Annotated in this window: 12 protein-coding genes and 1 pseudogene; 8 read left to right on the plus strand and 5 right to left on the minus strand. The window is 63.5% G+C overall.

Features of this window, described 5'->3' with window-relative positions; all coding sequences use genetic code 11:
- Nucleotides 1-134 precede the first annotated feature (134 nt).
- Complete coding sequence (locus tag AC0L2M_RS11395; protein ID WP_128167495.1) at nt 135-1580, minus strand: ABC transporter substrate-binding protein; 1446 nt, start codon at nt 1578-1580, stop codon at nt 135-137.
- Nucleotides 1581-1624: 44 nt separating this feature from the next.
- On the minus strand, nt 1625-2599 hold the full coding sequence (locus AC0L2M_RS11400) for a sugar-binding transcriptional regulator (protein WP_027152561.1): 975 nt from the start codon (nt 2597-2599) through the stop codon (nt 1625-1627).
- Nucleotides 2600-3054: 455 nt separating this feature from the next.
- On the opposite strand from AC0L2M_RS11400, the gene AC0L2M_RS11405 reads away from it, so the two are divergent.
- Nucleotides 3055-3735, plus strand: coding sequence for an SWIM zinc finger family protein (locus tag AC0L2M_RS11405; protein WP_473534883.1), 681 nt, complete (start codon nt 3055-3057; stop codon nt 3733-3735).
- On the opposite strand, the gene AC0L2M_RS11410 is transcribed toward AC0L2M_RS11405, so the two are convergent.
- Complete coding sequence (locus AC0L2M_RS11410; protein WP_473534884.1) at nt 3732-3950, minus strand: hypothetical protein; 219 nt, start codon at nt 3948-3950, stop codon at nt 3732-3734. The two genes, AC0L2M_RS11405 and AC0L2M_RS11410, sit on opposite strands and share 4 nt — an antisense overlap.
- A gap of 45 nt (nt 3951-3995) precedes the next feature.
- On the opposite strand from AC0L2M_RS11410, the gene AC0L2M_RS11415 reads away from it, so the two are divergent.
- From AC0L2M_RS11415 to AC0L2M_RS11435, 5 genes are read left to right on the plus strand one after another with little or no spacing between them, the layout of a single operon-like run.
- A complete protein-coding gene (locus AC0L2M_RS11415) occupies nt 3996-4454 on the plus strand; it encodes a hypothetical protein (RefSeq protein ID WP_473534885.1) in 459 nt (152 codons plus the stop codon).
- Nucleotides 4451-5896, plus strand: coding sequence for a DUF5691 domain-containing protein (locus AC0L2M_RS11420; RefSeq protein WP_473534886.1), 1446 nt, complete (start codon nt 4451-4453; stop codon nt 5894-5896). The genes AC0L2M_RS11415 and AC0L2M_RS11420 overlap by 4 nt, the downstream gene beginning before the upstream one ends.
- Before the next feature lie 18 nt (nt 5897-5914).
- On the plus strand, nt 5915-6994 hold the full coding sequence (locus AC0L2M_RS11425) for an ATP-binding protein (protein ID WP_473534887.1): 1080 nt from the start codon (nt 5915-5917) through the stop codon (nt 6992-6994).
- A gap of 6 nt (nt 6995-7000) precedes the next feature.
- A complete protein-coding gene (locus tag AC0L2M_RS11430; protein ID WP_473534888.1) occupies nt 7001-9274 on the plus strand; it encodes a DUF5682 family protein in 2274 nt (757 codons plus the stop codon).
- A complete protein-coding gene (locus AC0L2M_RS11435; RefSeq protein ID WP_473534889.1) occupies nt 9253-10494 on the plus strand; it encodes a VWA domain-containing protein in 1242 nt (413 codons plus the stop codon). Before AC0L2M_RS11430 ends, AC0L2M_RS11435 begins: the two co-directional genes overlap by 22 nt.
- A gap of 89 nt (nt 10495-10583) precedes the next feature.
- Here the strand turns inward: AC0L2M_RS11435 and AC0L2M_RS11440 are convergent, their stop codons facing one another.
- A complete protein-coding gene (locus AC0L2M_RS11440; protein ID WP_473534890.1) occupies nt 10584-11510 on the minus strand; it encodes a pseudouridine-5'-phosphate glycosidase in 927 nt (308 codons plus the stop codon).
- Nucleotides 11511-11541: 31 nt separating this feature from the next.
- Nucleotides 11542-12651 carry a carbohydrate kinase gene (locus tag AC0L2M_RS11445; protein WP_023800173.1) on the minus strand — a complete coding sequence of 370 codons (1110 nt, stop codon included), beginning with the start codon at nt 12649-12651 and terminating at the stop codon, nt 11542-11544.
- Between the two features lie 170 nt (nt 12652-12821).
- Here AC0L2M_RS11445 and murQ point away from each other — a divergent pair, with 170 nt between their 5' ends.
- Entirely contained in the window at nt 12822-13745 is a 924-nt protein-coding gene (gene murQ / locus AC0L2M_RS11450; protein ID WP_473534891.1) for an N-acetylmuramic acid 6-phosphate etherase, read from the plus strand.
- A gap of 33 nt (nt 13746-13778) precedes the next feature.
- Nucleotides 13779-13908, plus strand: a pseudogene (locus AC0L2M_RS11455) (esterase); the annotation flags it as partial.
- Between the last annotated feature and the right edge of the window lie 2 nt (nt 13909-13910).

A 13910-nucleotide genomic window follows, 5' to 3' on the forward strand; every position in this document is an offset into this window, starting at 1 on the left:
TGGGCGAGTGGCGGCACCGCCGTTGTTTGAACATCGGAATTTCCCAAAACCGATTTGGGTCCGATGCTCCAGGCGCCGCTTCGCAGTGGAATGGCCGGCTGGCCCGCAGCAGCGGGCCGGCCGGCCGCCAGGACTCAGCCGAGCCCGGCTTCCTTGAGCTGGCCGTCGACGCTGCTGGCCAGCATGTCGAGGCCTTCGTCGACCGGCACTTCCTTGGCCACCATCTTCTGCAGCGTCGCCGCCCATTCGGTGGTCAGATCGAAGAACAGCGGCTGCGGGGTGAACTTGATGCTGGCGCCGGGCGCCGAAACGTCGAACATCTCGACATAACCCGGATAGCTCTTGTTCAGCTTCTCGCGGAACATCTGGTCGTTCCAGACCGACTGACGCACCGGATTGACGAAGTCCATCTCAGTCGCACCGAACAGTGCATGCTCGGGCCCTGATGCCCATTGCATGAAGTACCAAGTGGCGTCCTTGTCCTTCGAGAAATTGGACATCGACAGCGACCAGATCCAGATGTTGGGCGTCGGAGCCTTGGCGGCGGGATTGGCCTTGAAGGCAGAGAAGGCGAGCTTGCCGGCCATCTTGTTGTCGCCGCCGTTCATGAAGTAGCCGAGGATGTCGGCGTCGAAGATCATCGCCGAGGCGCCGGCGCCAAGGTCGGTGCCGACCTGATACCAGGTGTAGGTCGACCAGTCCTTGGGGCCGCTCTCCTGGATCATCTGGACCCACTGCTTGTGGAAGGCCTTGGATTCGGCGGTGTTCATCGCGGCCGACAATTTGCCGTCAGCCGAGACGTTCAGGTCCTTCTGGTCAAAGTTGGCATAGGCCGACAGGAAGCCGGGATGGATCGTCGCCCAGGAGCGCGAGCCGCGCACGCCGATGCCGTAGACGCCGCCGCCGACATCCTTGGTGAGCTTGGCCGCCGTAGCGACCATCTCGTCCATATTGCCGGGAACGCTGACCCCGACCTTGTCGAACATGCCCTTGTTGTAGGTGATGTTGTTCTGTTCGAAGCCCCACGGAATGCACCACTGCTTGGCGTCGTCGGAACCGAGCACGCCGCCGGGCTGACCGTTCCAGGCACAGGACTTCCTGACACCGGGCAGGAAGTCGTCCCAGGCATAGTTCACGTTGGTCTTGGTCGGATCCTTGATCCACTCGTTAAGGTCGGTGATCCAGCCGGCCGGGCCATAGGTCCAGGTCATGTAGGCGCCGGTCATGAAGGCATCGTATTCAGGCGAGCTGGCCGACAGCGCAGCGGTGACCTTGTCGAAATAGACATCCTCCGGGAAGACGTCGTAGACGACTTCCATGCCGGTCAACTTCTTGAAGTTTTCAAGGTTGGCGATCATCGCATCCGCGTAAGGATGCTTGTTGAGCAAGAGCTTGATGGTCTTGCCCTTGTGCGCCTGCCAGTCGAAATCCGCCGCCAGCGCACGGGTCTGCCCCAGGTTGAGCAGCGTTCCGGCCGTGCCGGCGGCAAGGCCCATCGCGCCAAGGCCCTTGATCAGCCCACGACGATCGACTTGTCCGCGCAGGAACGCGTCGATCAGGTCTTTTTCTTTCTCATGCATTTGTCTTCTCCTCCACAGGGTAGTTTCAATCGAATGGCTGCCGGCTACCCGACCGGCGTCTGCTCCACGAGTTTTCGCGCCGTCCGCTCATCGGTGACCAGGCCCTTGAGATAGCGGCCCTCCAACACCGATTTGATGGCACGAACCTTCACCTTGCCGCCGGCAACGGCGACAATCCTGCGATTGCTGATGTCTTCGCGCGCCAGCGCCAGCGCGCGGTTGGAAAGCGTCGTCTCGACCGCCTTTCCAGCATCGTCGAAGAAATGGCCGAGCAGTTCGCCGACACCGCCGTTGCGTCGGATCTCCTCCATTTCGCCCTTCTCGATCATTCCGGTAGCGACCAGCGAGGCCTCGCGCTCGGCAGTGCCGATGCCGGCGATGAGCAGGTCGGCGGCCTTGCCGAGATCAAAAACCTCGCTGATGCCCTTCTGCCCAAGCAGCACGGTTCGATCCTCGACCGTGTTGGCGAACATCGGCACCGGCATCACATAGGCTTCGGCGCCGGTCCGTTCGGCCAGGCGGTGAATGACGTCGTGCGGATTGGCCGAGAACTTGCGCGTCAGGCCGCCGAGCAATGAGACGAATCGGGTCTTTTCGGCCGATATGCGCGGCAGATATTCGACGCAGGCGGCGAGCGTGCGGCCATGGCCGACGCCGATCAGCGTATCCTCGCCGCGTTCGATCTCACGCTTGAGGAACTGCGCGCCGGCGATGCCGAGCGCCTTGAGCGGCAAGTCCTCGCCATCGAAGTCGGGAACGACCTCGCAATAATCGAGGCCGTAGCGGCTGGACAAATCGTCTTCAAGCGCGACGCATTCCGACACTTCGCCGTCGATATAGACTTTGACCAGCCCTTCCTGATTGGCCTTGGTGATAAGGCGATGCGCCTTGAGGCTGGTCAGGCCAAGCCGCTTGGCAACCTCCGACTGGGTCAGCCCGCCAGCATAATGGAGCCAGGCGGCGCGCGTCGCCATACTGGTTTCATCGTCGCGCAGGAGGCCGTTTCCAAAACCAACCATTTCCGCCCTAAGATATTTTTATCAGGTGATGCAAAATTTTTCACAAGGTGTCGCAGGAGTCAAGCGTCGCAGCGTTCAAATCACCTTGAGAGGGCAAAAAAAGGCCTGCTGAAGCAGCCATCGTGCAGGGCGGTGCCAGTCTGAAATGCCATGCCTGTCGACCTGAAGGGCAAAGGCTGAACGGCTCGCTCCAAGCGAACCAGTTGCATGGCCGCAAAGGCCTGCTCCCGTTCAATGAGCGCATAACTGGGCTGACCGACGCCAACCGCCGATTTGCTGAAAATGCTCTGCCCGCCGAATGGCGGTGGAGCTCGCTTGCGGATCAGGCGAATTCGGGCAAGGAGGACAGGGGCCGAGAAGTATCGATCTTCACATTGCGAGAGCTACAATAATTCTTCACGAACGGCTATCTATCCTGGCGACAGGTGTTTGGTTCGAGTCACGAGGGGCGCGGCTTGGAATTCGATTTGAAGACCATTGAGGCGCTTGCTCCCGATCAGGCGTCGCTGAGCGCCGCCTCCAAGCTGACCAAACGATCGAACTGGCCGCGGCTCGAAAAGCATGAGCCCCAGGCGCTCATCTGGGGTGAATGCCAGGGCTCCGGCTCCAATCCATATCGGGTGGTGGTCGACACCGGCGATCACGGCTACAAATGCACCTGCCCGTCGCGAAAATTCCCGTGCAAGCACACGCTGGCGCTGATGTGGATTGCCGCCACCGCGCCAGCCAGTTTTGCAGCCGCTGAATCCTCGCCTGAATGGGTGAATGACTGGCTTGGCCGGCGCAGGAAGACGACGCCACCGCCAGCGCAACCGATAGAAGGTGTGGCAGCCAAAAGCATTGATGAGGCTGCACGGACGGACGACAGCGCCGCCGTCGAAGACGGTGCGGCGGTGGAGCGTCGTGAGGCTGCGCAGCGCAAGCGGGCGGAAGACACACGACAAGCAGTGTCGGCGGCGCTCGATGAACTCGATCAATGGATCGCCGACCAGTTGCGGCTTGGTCTTTCCGGGTTTGTCGACGGCAGCGGCGACCGTTGCCGCCGGATTGCCGCGCGGCTGGTCGACATGAAGGCAACCGCGCTTGCCGGTCGCATCGACGAGATCCCTTCGCGGCTGATGGCGCTGCGCAGCTAAGAAAAACCGGATGCGGCGATCCGTGAGCTTGGCAAGCTTGTGCTGCTGGCCAAGGCATGGCGGGCGTCGCCCGACGACCCAGAGCTGAAGCGCCTCGTATCGACCTCTGAACCCGCGAACAGGTTCTGGCCAATCCGGATGCAAGACAGGTCGAAAGCTTCTGGGAGGTTCTGGGCGAGAAGATCGAGAGCCGCCGTGACGGTCTCGTCAGCCATTCGACCTGGCTGCTCGATCTGAAGTGCGCTACCCCGCAATTTGCCGTGCTGCTCGATTATTTTCCGGCTTCTGCCGGACGCCGGTCCAACGCTTTTGCGCCGGGCGATCGTTTCGATGCCCGGCTGGTCTTCTATCCATCACGCAAGCCGCTGCGCGCACTGGTGGCAGAACGCATGGGTGAAGTGACGTCCGGCGCGTGGCCTGATTTCAGCTTTGGCGCTGCAAAGGACCCACTCGCCACGCATGCTTCCTATCAGGATGCTGCGCCTTGGATTACCGATTGTCCTCTCATACTGCCGCCTGGTGCGATCCTGGTCGATGACCGCGGCACAGGCTGGTGGCAGGCCGCGGATGATCCGCAAGGGATCGCCTTGCCGATCGCAGGCGCTGTCAATCAAACATTGCTCGGCCTCGACCTTGCGGCCACGGCAGCGCTCTGGGATGGCGCCCGGCTTGACCTTCTGGCGGCTCAAAGCGGATTCGGGAGGCTTGACCTGTCGTGAACGAGGGCGAGCAAACAGGCCTGGCGACAATGCGCGATTGCTGGATCACCGGCGGAGCCACCTTCGATCTGGCTCCGACCGCCTGGAAGACGATCGCCGGCGGTGCAAGTCCCGACGAGCAGGAGCGCCGGCTCCTGGCAATCGCAGCACAAGCGCTCGACGTCGCCCTGCGGCCGGCGGCGCCGAAGACGCTCAAGCGCCGGCCGCCGCTGCCCAGGCTTGCGCTCCCGATGCTGCCGGAGCGGTTGCGGCCGCTGTTGAGAGCCGCTCTGAAACATGCGGTCGACGCGCGACGCAAGACGCGCGTGGTGACGCTTGTCGCCAGCCGCGGCTTTGTGCTCCATCCGATGGACTGGATGCCCGTCGCGTCGGATCAGAACAGTCCGGACGTCTACGCCCCCTGGATCGACTGGCAAGCAAGCGTGGACGGGGAGAGACATGCCCCGCAAGAGAAACTGACGGCGGAAAATTGGGATGAGTTCTATCCCGCCGCGCGACGCATCGCGCTGGCAGACATGCGCCGCAGTGAACCGGCTTCGGCTCGACTGCTGATCGAGGCCAAGGCGTCGGGCGAGCCCGCCGAGGTCAGGCTTGCGCTCGTCGAACTCATGCGCTTCGGCCTGAATCCTGAGGACGCGCCGTTCCTTAAAAGCCTTTCCGCCGACAGGTCCGGCAAGGTGCGCGAACTGGCTGGCCGGCTGCTGGCAAGGTTGGGAGAGCACGGCCGTTCAGACGATGGCGGACCGGGTGATCCCGCAGCTGAACTCGCCGCTTTCATCAGCGAAGGCAAATCCGGCTTCATCCGCCGCCGCAGCATCTACACGCCGGCGAAGTTGAAATCGCCGGCGCAGGAGACGCGTCGCGCCGAATTGTTCGAGACCTGCAATCTCGTCGACCTGGCCGCGCGGTTCAGTGCTACCGAACCTGAGTTCATAGGCGCCTGGCAATTCGGCGCCGACAACAATGCCGACATCCTGATCGCACGAATGGTCGCCGCTTCGGGGAGCGACGCCGCGGTGACGCATATGGCCGACGCACTTGTCGCCGATGGCGGCAAGCCAGCGCTGTTCGTACTGCACCTCACGCCGCGCCTGGACAGTCGCAGAAAACGAGCCCTCGTCCGGCTGATCCTCAAGCAAGCGAATTACCTCAACGCGATCAATCTGGCGGAAGGCATTGATGCTGGCTGGCTGGAATGGGGCGATCTTTCGAATGGGTCGGCTGTTGCGGCGCTGCGGTCCGCCGTTGCGGGAAACGACGACGCCATGCGCCGAGGCGCCGACGATATACTGGAAACGATCGGCTTCCTTGCCACGGCGACCACGGCAGCAAAATTGATCGACGAGGTCGTCGCAGCCGGCATGCCGCCCGCAGCCCCATCACTCAGTGTCCTGCGTCTCAACGCGGCGCTGGCCGAACATCAGTCTAGAACCGACACATGATCAATCCGGAGAATTCACATGAACGCTGCCATCCGTCTCCCGGTCGAGCAGGCCTATGCCTCTGAATTGCAGGCGCTGGCGCGCGGTGACGACAGGCAAAAGCCTGCCGGCTGGAGCCTCTCGCCACAAGCTGTGCTGACTTATCTGCTGGGCGGGAAGGCCGGTGACGGCACGCCGGTAACGCCAAAATATGTCGGTCGCCGCCGACTGATGGAGACCGCGGTGGCAACGCTCGCCACCGACCGCGCATTGTTGCTGCTCGGCGTTCCCGGCACGGCCAAATCCTGGGTGTCGGAACATCTGGCCGCCGCCATCATGGGCGACTCGACGCTGATCGTGCAGTGCACGGCCGGCACCGACGAGAACCAGATCCGCTATGGCTGGAACTATGCGCAACTTCTGGCAAAGGGCCCGAGCCAGGAAGCATTGGTGCCGACGCCGCTGTACCGCGCCATGCAGACCGGCAAGCTCTGCCGGCTCGAGGAACTGACGCGCATGGGCTCGGATGTGCAGGACACGCTGATCACCGTACTTTCCGAAAAGATGATGCCGATCCCGGAATTGAACACATCGATCTATGCCCAGCGCGGCTTCAACGTCATTGCCACGGCAAACAATCGGGACAAGGGTGTGAATGAACTCTCCTCGGCACTCAAGCGTCGCTTCAATGTCGTGGTGCTGCCATTGCCGGAAGACATGGCTGAAGAGGTGGCGATCGTCTCCAAGCGGGTCGACGAGATGGCCGGCGGGCTCGACCTGCCGGTGCCGAAAAATGTCGGCGAGGAGATAGCCCGGGTATTGACCATCTTCCGTGAATTGCGGTCCGGTGCGACCGCCGACGGCAAGGTGACGCTGAAGACGCCCTCGGGCTCGCTGTCGACCGCCGAGGCGATCGCGACGATGGTTGGCGGGCTGAGCCAAGCGGCGTGGTTCGACAGCGGCAAGCTCGGCGCCGAAGGTCTCGCCGCCAGCCTTGTCGGCGCGATCGTTAAAGACCCGGTACAGGACAAGGCAGTGCTTGAGGAATATCTGGAAACAGTGCTCAAGAAGCGGCCTGACTATGCGGGCTACTATGCGGCCTTGAACGCAGCGATCTGACGCGTCATGGGGCACAGCGACGTCGCCTATTTCGGCATACGCCATCACGGGCCGGGCTCCGCCGACAGCCTTGTGCAGGCATTGCAGGATTTGCAGCCGGTCGCCGTGCTGATCGAGGGGCCTATCGATGCCTCCGCGCTGCTGCCGTTGCTGGCCCGCCCGGAGATGCAGCCGCCGGTAGCACTGCTTTGCTATTCGGAGGAGGATCCGGCTTCGACAAGCTTCTGGCCATTCGCCGAGTTCTCGCCGGAATATCAGGCGGTCCTTTGGGCCGTGGACAACAAGGCGGCGTTGCGCTTCATCGACCTGCCGTCGTCGGCGCGCTTCTCGGAAGCGGCGGTCGACGGCGCGGAAAAAGTCGATGCTGACGATGCGAAGGAGTCAAGCAAGCGTGATGATGTGGCTCCGCATCGGCGTGATCCGATAGGCACGCTGGCCCGCGCCGCCGGCTATGAGGATGGCGAAAGCTGGTGGTCGGACATCATCGAGCAGAATCCGGAACCAGGCCCCATATTCGCCGCCATCTCCGACGCGATGATAACGCTGAGGGATGGTGAAGGCTCGATCGCGCAGTTCGAGGCCCAGCGCGAAGCGCATATGCGGCTCGAAATCGCTGCGGCGCGCAAGGAATTCGACGGACCTATCGCCGTCGTCTGCGGGGCGTGGCATGTGCCGGCACTGCAGGCGACACACATGCAGAAAAACGATCAAGCCCTGCTTAAGGGGATTGCGAGACGCAAGAGCACGATGACATGGGCGCCGTGGACGGGACCGCGTCTGGCGCTGGGCTACGGCTATGGCGCGGGCGTCGTCGCACCCGGCTGGTGCAAGCATCTCTGGCGCACGCGCGGCCGGCGCGATGCAGCAACCTTGTGGCTTGCAATGATTGCAGCGGTGCTGCGGGTGAAGGGTCACCTGGTCTCGACCGCTTCGCTGATCGAAGCGGAGCGGCTCGCCCGCACGCTCGCCGCGATTCGCGAGCGGCCGAAACCCGGGTTTGAGGAATTGCGCGACGCCGCAATTGCGGCTCTGTTCAACGGCGAAGCGTTGCTGTGGGCCGTGGTCGAGGCCGAGCTGCTTCTAGGTGCGGACGTCGGCGAAATTCCACCCGACACGCCGTTGGCGCCGTTGATCGAGGATCTGCAGCGCAACCAGAAGGCGGCGCGGCTGAAACCTGAAGCGCTGGAGCGGGAACTATCCGTCGACCTGCGAAGCGACAGCGGGCTGTTTCGTTCGACATTGCTGCATCGGCTGAACGTGCTTGGTGTGCATTGGGGCAAGTTGACGGACGCCGGTCGCAGCCGTGGCACGTTCCGCGAGCGGTGGACCCTGGCCTGGGAGCCGGAATATGCCGTTCGCCTGGTGGAGAACCTGATCTACGGGCCGACCATCGAAAAGGCTGCCAACGGCCGCCTGATACAGATCATCCAAGCCGCAGCAACCCTCGATACGCTTGCGGCACTGGTCCAGGGCGCCATCACGGCAGGCCTGTCGGAAGCATCGACCGCCGGTCTCGCGGCCCTGGAGGCGCGCGCGGCGCGCAGCAGCGAATGCCTGGAGATTCTGGCCTCGGTGCCGCCGCTCGCCGACATCATCCGCTACGGCGAGGCGCGCAAAACCGAGACGAACCGGCTTTCCGGCCTCATGGAGCGGCTGATCGTCGAAGGTGCGATCGCACTTCCCTATGCGGCACGCGACCTGGATGAGCAGGCCGCCGCGACGCTGGTAAGAGCGATGCGCAAGGCCGATGAGGCGATCAGGCTGGTGGAGCCGGGGGAAGACGTGCTGAACGGATGGCGCAACGGGCTGGCTGCCGTTCTCGAGGGGTCGCGGGCGACGGCGCTATTGGCCGGATGCGCCGCGCACCTGCTCTACGAGGCCGGCCGCCTGTCCGCCGAAGCCGCAGCCGAGCTGCTCGGGCGACGCCTGTCGCCGGGCACGCCAGTCGCCGAGGCGGCGGGGTTCTTCGAGGGCTTCTTCAGCACAGCTGGTCAACGGCTGATCTATGACGAAGGTCTCCGCAGCGCGGTCGATTCCTGGCTCAAATCTCTCGACGAAGATGCTTTCATCGCGCACCTGCCGTTGCTGCGCCGCGTCTTTTCCAATCTGGACAGCATGGAGCGCCGGCGGCTGATCGAAGCGATTCTCGGCCGCGCCGCGCGCTTGCCGGCTGGCCTGACGCCGACGCCGGACGGCGGCGAGGCATGGCGCCGACACCTGGAACGGCTTGGACCAATTGCTCATGGGAGGAAACGGCAATGGATGACGAGGGCGAAATGAACGGGCCCGGCCCACGCACGGCCGATGCCGGAGGGGAGCGCCGCTGGCGCCTGGCGATCGGCGCCGATGACGAGGCGTCGGCGGCACTTTCCAGCGACGACAAACGACTTTCGGCGGCACTCGATGCTCTCTACGGCGATGGTGCCAGCGCGGCGGCCAGTGACCCGCGCAAGCGGCGTGGCGGGCTTGGCCGCTCGGCACCGCGCGTTGCGCAATGGATGGGGGACATTCGCTCCTTCTTTCCCGCGCAGGTCGTTCAGATCGTCCAGAAGGACGCTTTCGAACGGCTGGACCTGAAGCAGATGCTGATGGAGCCGGAGTTCCTCAAGGCGATCGAGGCGGACGTCAACCTGGTCGCCGACCTGATTTCACTGCGTTCAGTCATGCCGGCCAAGACCAAGGACATCGCCCGCACGATCATCGCCGACATCGTCGCCAAGCTGATGCAGAAGCTGGAGCAGAAGACCGCCGAGGCGATACGCGGCGCGCTCGACCGATCGAAGCGCACCAAACGTCCGCGTGCGCGCGATATCAACTGGCAGCGCACCATCTCGGCGAACCTTCGCCACTACCAGCCCGAGCACAAAACTATCGTGCCGGAGAAGCTGGTTGGTTTCATGCGCAAGCAGCGTCGGCTAGTCGACCTTGACGAAGTCGTTCTCTGCGTCGACCAGTCCGGCTCGATGGCAAGCTCGGTCGTCTACGCCTCGATCTTCGCGGCAGTGATGGCCTCGCTGCCGGTCGTGCGCACCAAGCTCGTCTGTTTCGATACGGCCATCGTCGACCTTACCGAAGAACTCAGCGATCCCGTCGAAGTGCTGTTCGGCGTGCAGCTCGGCGGCGGCACCGATATCAACCAGGCCGTCGCCTATTGCGCCGACCGTATCGAGCGGCCAACCAAGTCGCATCTGGTGCTGGTCACCGACCTCTACGAGGGCGGCAATGGCCAGGAATTGCTGCGGCGGCTGGCGGCGCTGGTTCGATCCGGCGTCAATGTCGTCGTGCTTCTGGCACTGACCGACCAAGGCCGGCCCGGCTATGATCCGGCAATGGCAGGTTCGGTTGCCGCACTTGGCATTCCGGTCTTCGCCTGCACGCCGGATTTGTTTCCAGACATGATGGCGGCGGCATTGCGCCGCGAGGATATCGGCGCCTGGGCGGCGGGAGCCGACATCAAGCTGGTTCGCGCCGAGACCGAGGCGCCCAGGGCGGACGACTGAGCCCCATGTTCCAGACCAGAGGGTTGCCGAACTCCCTGTCGCGGCTGGAAAGCGGCTGGACAGGTCAGCGATTGTGGCCGGCAGTTCCGCTATTTCATGTCCTTCAATCCCGCATGCGCCACGGCAATGCGGGCAGCGAGCGCCGCGTTGTTGCGGACCAGCGCGATGTTGGCCTTCAGGCTGCGGCCCTGCGAAAGCTCGTTGATGCGGGCGAGCAGGAACGGCGTCAGTTCCTTGCGACCGATGCCGCGTTTTTCGGCTTCCGCCACCGCCGCGGCGATCGTGCCATCGATGAAGGCTGGATCGAGCGCATCCAGTTGCGGAATTGGATTGGCGACGAGGATGCCTGTGCCCGAGCCGATCTGCTCGTGCAGCAGCATGGCCTGCGCAATGTCCTGCGGCGTATCGAGGCGGTGATCGGCTTTAAGTCCGCTGGAGCGCGTATAAAAAGCCGGAAAGTCGTCGCTCTGGTAGGCAATCACCGGCACGCGCTGGGTCTCCAGATATTCCAGCGTTTTTGCAATATCGAGGATCGATTTCACGCCGGCGCAGACGACGGTCGTGCCGGTCTGGCCGAGTTCGGTCAGGTCGGCCGAGATATCGAAACTGGCTTCGGCGCCGCGATGCACGCCGCCGACGCCGCCGGTCGCGAAAATACCGATGCCCGCCAATGCAGCGATCCGCATCGTCGCCGAAACCGTGGTTCCGGCCGAGCCGCCGCCCACCATAATGGCGGCGAGGTCGCGCCCGGACGCCTTGACCACGTCCTTTGCCGCTGCCAGCTGCTCCAGCTCGCGGTCGTCGAGCCCGACCTTGATCTTGCCGGCGACCACCGCGATGGTGGCGGGCACGGCGCCATTCTCGCGCACCACGGTCTCGACGCCGCGGGCAGTCTCCAGATTGGCTGGATAGGGCATGCCGTGGGTGATGATCGTCGATTCCAGCGCCACCACCGCGCGGCCTTCACGAAGTGCTGCCGCGACTTCGTCGTTCAGGTGGAGAAGGGAAGGTTTCATCGTCATTTCGCTTTCAGGGGTCGTCTGGCTTTCAGGCGGGAATGCGGTACATGCCGGCGGTGAGGAAGCGCGGCGACAGATCGGGATGGACGCTGGATTCGCTCTCGGTGGTCAGCGTGGCGAGCAACGCCCCGGTGCGCGCCGAGTCGAGCACGGGATCGCCCGAAAGCACCTTGTACAGGGTGCCGGCAATCATTGCGTCGCCGGCTCCGGTGATGTCGACGGCGCGGGCCGGGACGGAACGCATCGTTGCCACGCCGCCTTCGGTCGCGACCGCAAATCCGTGCGCGCCCATGGTCACGATCACCCCGCTGGCGCCGGCCGCGCGCAGCGCCGCCGCTGCCTCTTTCGGCTTCAGCCGCTTGTCGGCATCGGTGATGCCAAGCATCGTATTGGCCTCGTCATGGTTGGTGAATAAAAGGTCGATGCCGGTCAGGTCCTTCGGCAGGCGCGCCGATTTCGGCGACGACACCGTGTCGACGGCGAGCTTGAAGCGTGCGCCCTGCTTGCGTGACATCAGCGCCGCGATCGTCGCGGCCGGCAGGTTGCAGTCGATGAACACCCAATTCGCCGAAGCCAGATGCGGCCAGAAACGGTCGAGGCAGGAGGGCGAAAACAGATCGAAGATCTCCATGTCGGCGATGCCGAGCACGAGATCGTTGTTGAGATCGAGGATAGCCGCATATTCCGCCGTCGGCCGCTCCGTGGTGGTGATGACCTGGCTGACGTCGGCGCCGAGGTCGCGCAGATGCCGCACCAGCGAGCGGCCGGTCTCGTCGTCGCCGACAATCGAAACGAAGCTTATGTCGACGCCGAGGCGGACAAGGTTCTCGGCGACGTTGCGGGCGACGCCGCCGAAGCTGCGGTAGCCGGCGACCGGGTTCGACGTCCCGAAGATCAGATCCTTCCTGGCGTGGTACTTGCGGTCGAGGACGGCGCCGCCGATGCAGATCATGCGCTTGGACGCCGGCAAGACATAGCCGCGGCCAAGAATGTAGCCCTTGTTGACGAGCTGCACGATGTGGGCCGCGACGGTCGAGCGGGCAATGCCGAGCGCGGTCGCTATATCCTGCTGGCCGGCGAACGGGTTCGCCGCAATGAGATCCAGCACTGCCTGTTCCTGTGCTCCAAGGTCGTCCATCGCCTCACCCCGGTCCGCGCAATTCATGCTGAACTTTGATCAACAACAGATGATGTTGTCAACATTTGTTTGGCTGGCGAGCCTGTCGATGCCAGTCTCTGGTACTGGTCAACGCCCGGCGCCGCATCACATTACTTGTTGCCGATGGCAAGAAGTTTGAAAGCAGGCGGATGAACGAACAGGAGTTGATGGCGGAGCTGGAGCGGCTGGTTTCCGAGGATCGGAACCCGAGGACGATGGATATCGACCTGCTGCCGACCATCGATATCCTGCGCATGATCAATGACGAGGACAGCGGCGTTCCGGCCGCCGTCGAGAAGGTCATTCCGCAAATTGCTGCCGCGGTAGACCGGATCGTTGGTGCGTTTCAAAAAGGCGCGCGGCTTGTCTATATGGGCGCCGGCACGAGCGGCCGGCTGGGGGTTCTCGACGCCTCGGAGTGTCCGCCGACATTTGGCGTGCCCGAGGGCATGGTGCTCGGCCTGATCGCCGGCGGCCCGAATGCGCTGGTGCGGGCTGTGGAAGGCGCCGAGGATGATCCGCAACAAGGCATCAAGGCACTGCAGGGCATCAAGTTGACCGCCGACGATGTGGTGGTCGGCATCGCGGTCAGCGGCCGCACACCCTACGTCATTGGCGGCTTGACCTATGCAAGGCAGGTGGGAGCAACGACGGTGGCACTTTCCTGCAACCCCAGGTCAGTCATTGCCGGCATTGCCGACATTGCCATCTCTCCGCTTGTCGGCCCCGAGGTTCTCGCCGGCTCGACCCGGTTGAAGTCGGGAACCGCGCAAAAGCTGGTTCTCAACATGCTGACGACAGCCAGCATGATCCGGAGCGGCAAGAGCTACCAGAACCTGATGGTCGACCTCAATCCCAGCAACAAGAAGCTCGTCGCCAGGGCGGTCGGGATCGTGATGCAGACCACCGGCTGCACAGCGCAGCAGGCACGACGGGCGCTCGACCAGACCGGCAAAGACGTCAAGCTGGCGATACTGGTGACAATCACCGGGCTGGGCATCGAAGAGGCGCGCAAGGCGCTCGACAATGCGGGCGGGTTTTTGCGAAAGGCGATCGGCGAAAAGACGGCGTGAGCTGTCTGGATACCGGTATACCAGTATCCAGGATGGATCGACTTCGACAAAGGCAGGGGCATGGGAGACCTTGCTCCCCAAACGGATCCATCCGACACATCATTTCGACAGCGGGATTATCGAGATTCGCCCACCGGTAGGCGATCGCGCCAACGGAGCCTAACA

Source organism: Mesorhizobium sp. WSM4806 (assembly GCF_055811635.1).

What these genes read in the sequence shown, in the direction of transcription:
- AC0L2M_RS11395 (WP_128167495.1), bottom strand. Translation starts at nt 1,580, where the DNA reads ATGCATGAGAAAGAAAAAGACCTGATCGACGCGTTCCTGCGCGGACAA.
- AC0L2M_RS11400 (WP_027152561.1), bottom strand. Translation starts at nt 2,599, where the DNA reads ATGGTTGGTTTTGGAAACGGCCTCCTGCGCGACGATGAAACCAGTATG.
- AC0L2M_RS11410 (WP_473534884.1), bottom strand. Translation starts at nt 3,950, where the DNA reads ATGGCTGACGAGACCGTCACGGCGGCTCTCGATCTTCTCGCCCAGAAC.
- AC0L2M_RS11425 (WP_473534887.1), top strand. Translation starts at nt 5,915, where the DNA reads ATGAACGCTGCCATCCGTCTCCCGGTCGAGCAGGCCTATGCCTCTGAA.
- AC0L2M_RS11430 (WP_473534888.1), top strand. Translation starts at nt 7,001, where the DNA reads ATGGGGCACAGCGACGTCGCCTATTTCGGCATACGCCATCACGGGCCG.
- AC0L2M_RS11435 (WP_473534889.1), top strand. Translation starts at nt 9,253, where the DNA reads ATGGATGACGAGGGCGAAATGAACGGGCCCGGCCCACGCACGGCCGAT.
- AC0L2M_RS11440 (WP_473534890.1), bottom strand. Translation starts at nt 11,510, where the DNA reads ATGAAACCTTCCCTTCTCCACCTGAACGACGAAGTCGCGGCAGCACTT.
- AC0L2M_RS11445 (WP_023800173.1), bottom strand. Translation starts at nt 12,651, where the DNA reads ATGGACGACCTTGGAGCACAGGAACAGGCAGTGCTGGATCTCATTGCG.
- murQ (WP_473534891.1), top strand. Translation starts at nt 12,822, where the DNA reads ATGAACGAACAGGAGTTGATGGCGGAGCTGGAGCGGCTGGTTTCCGAG.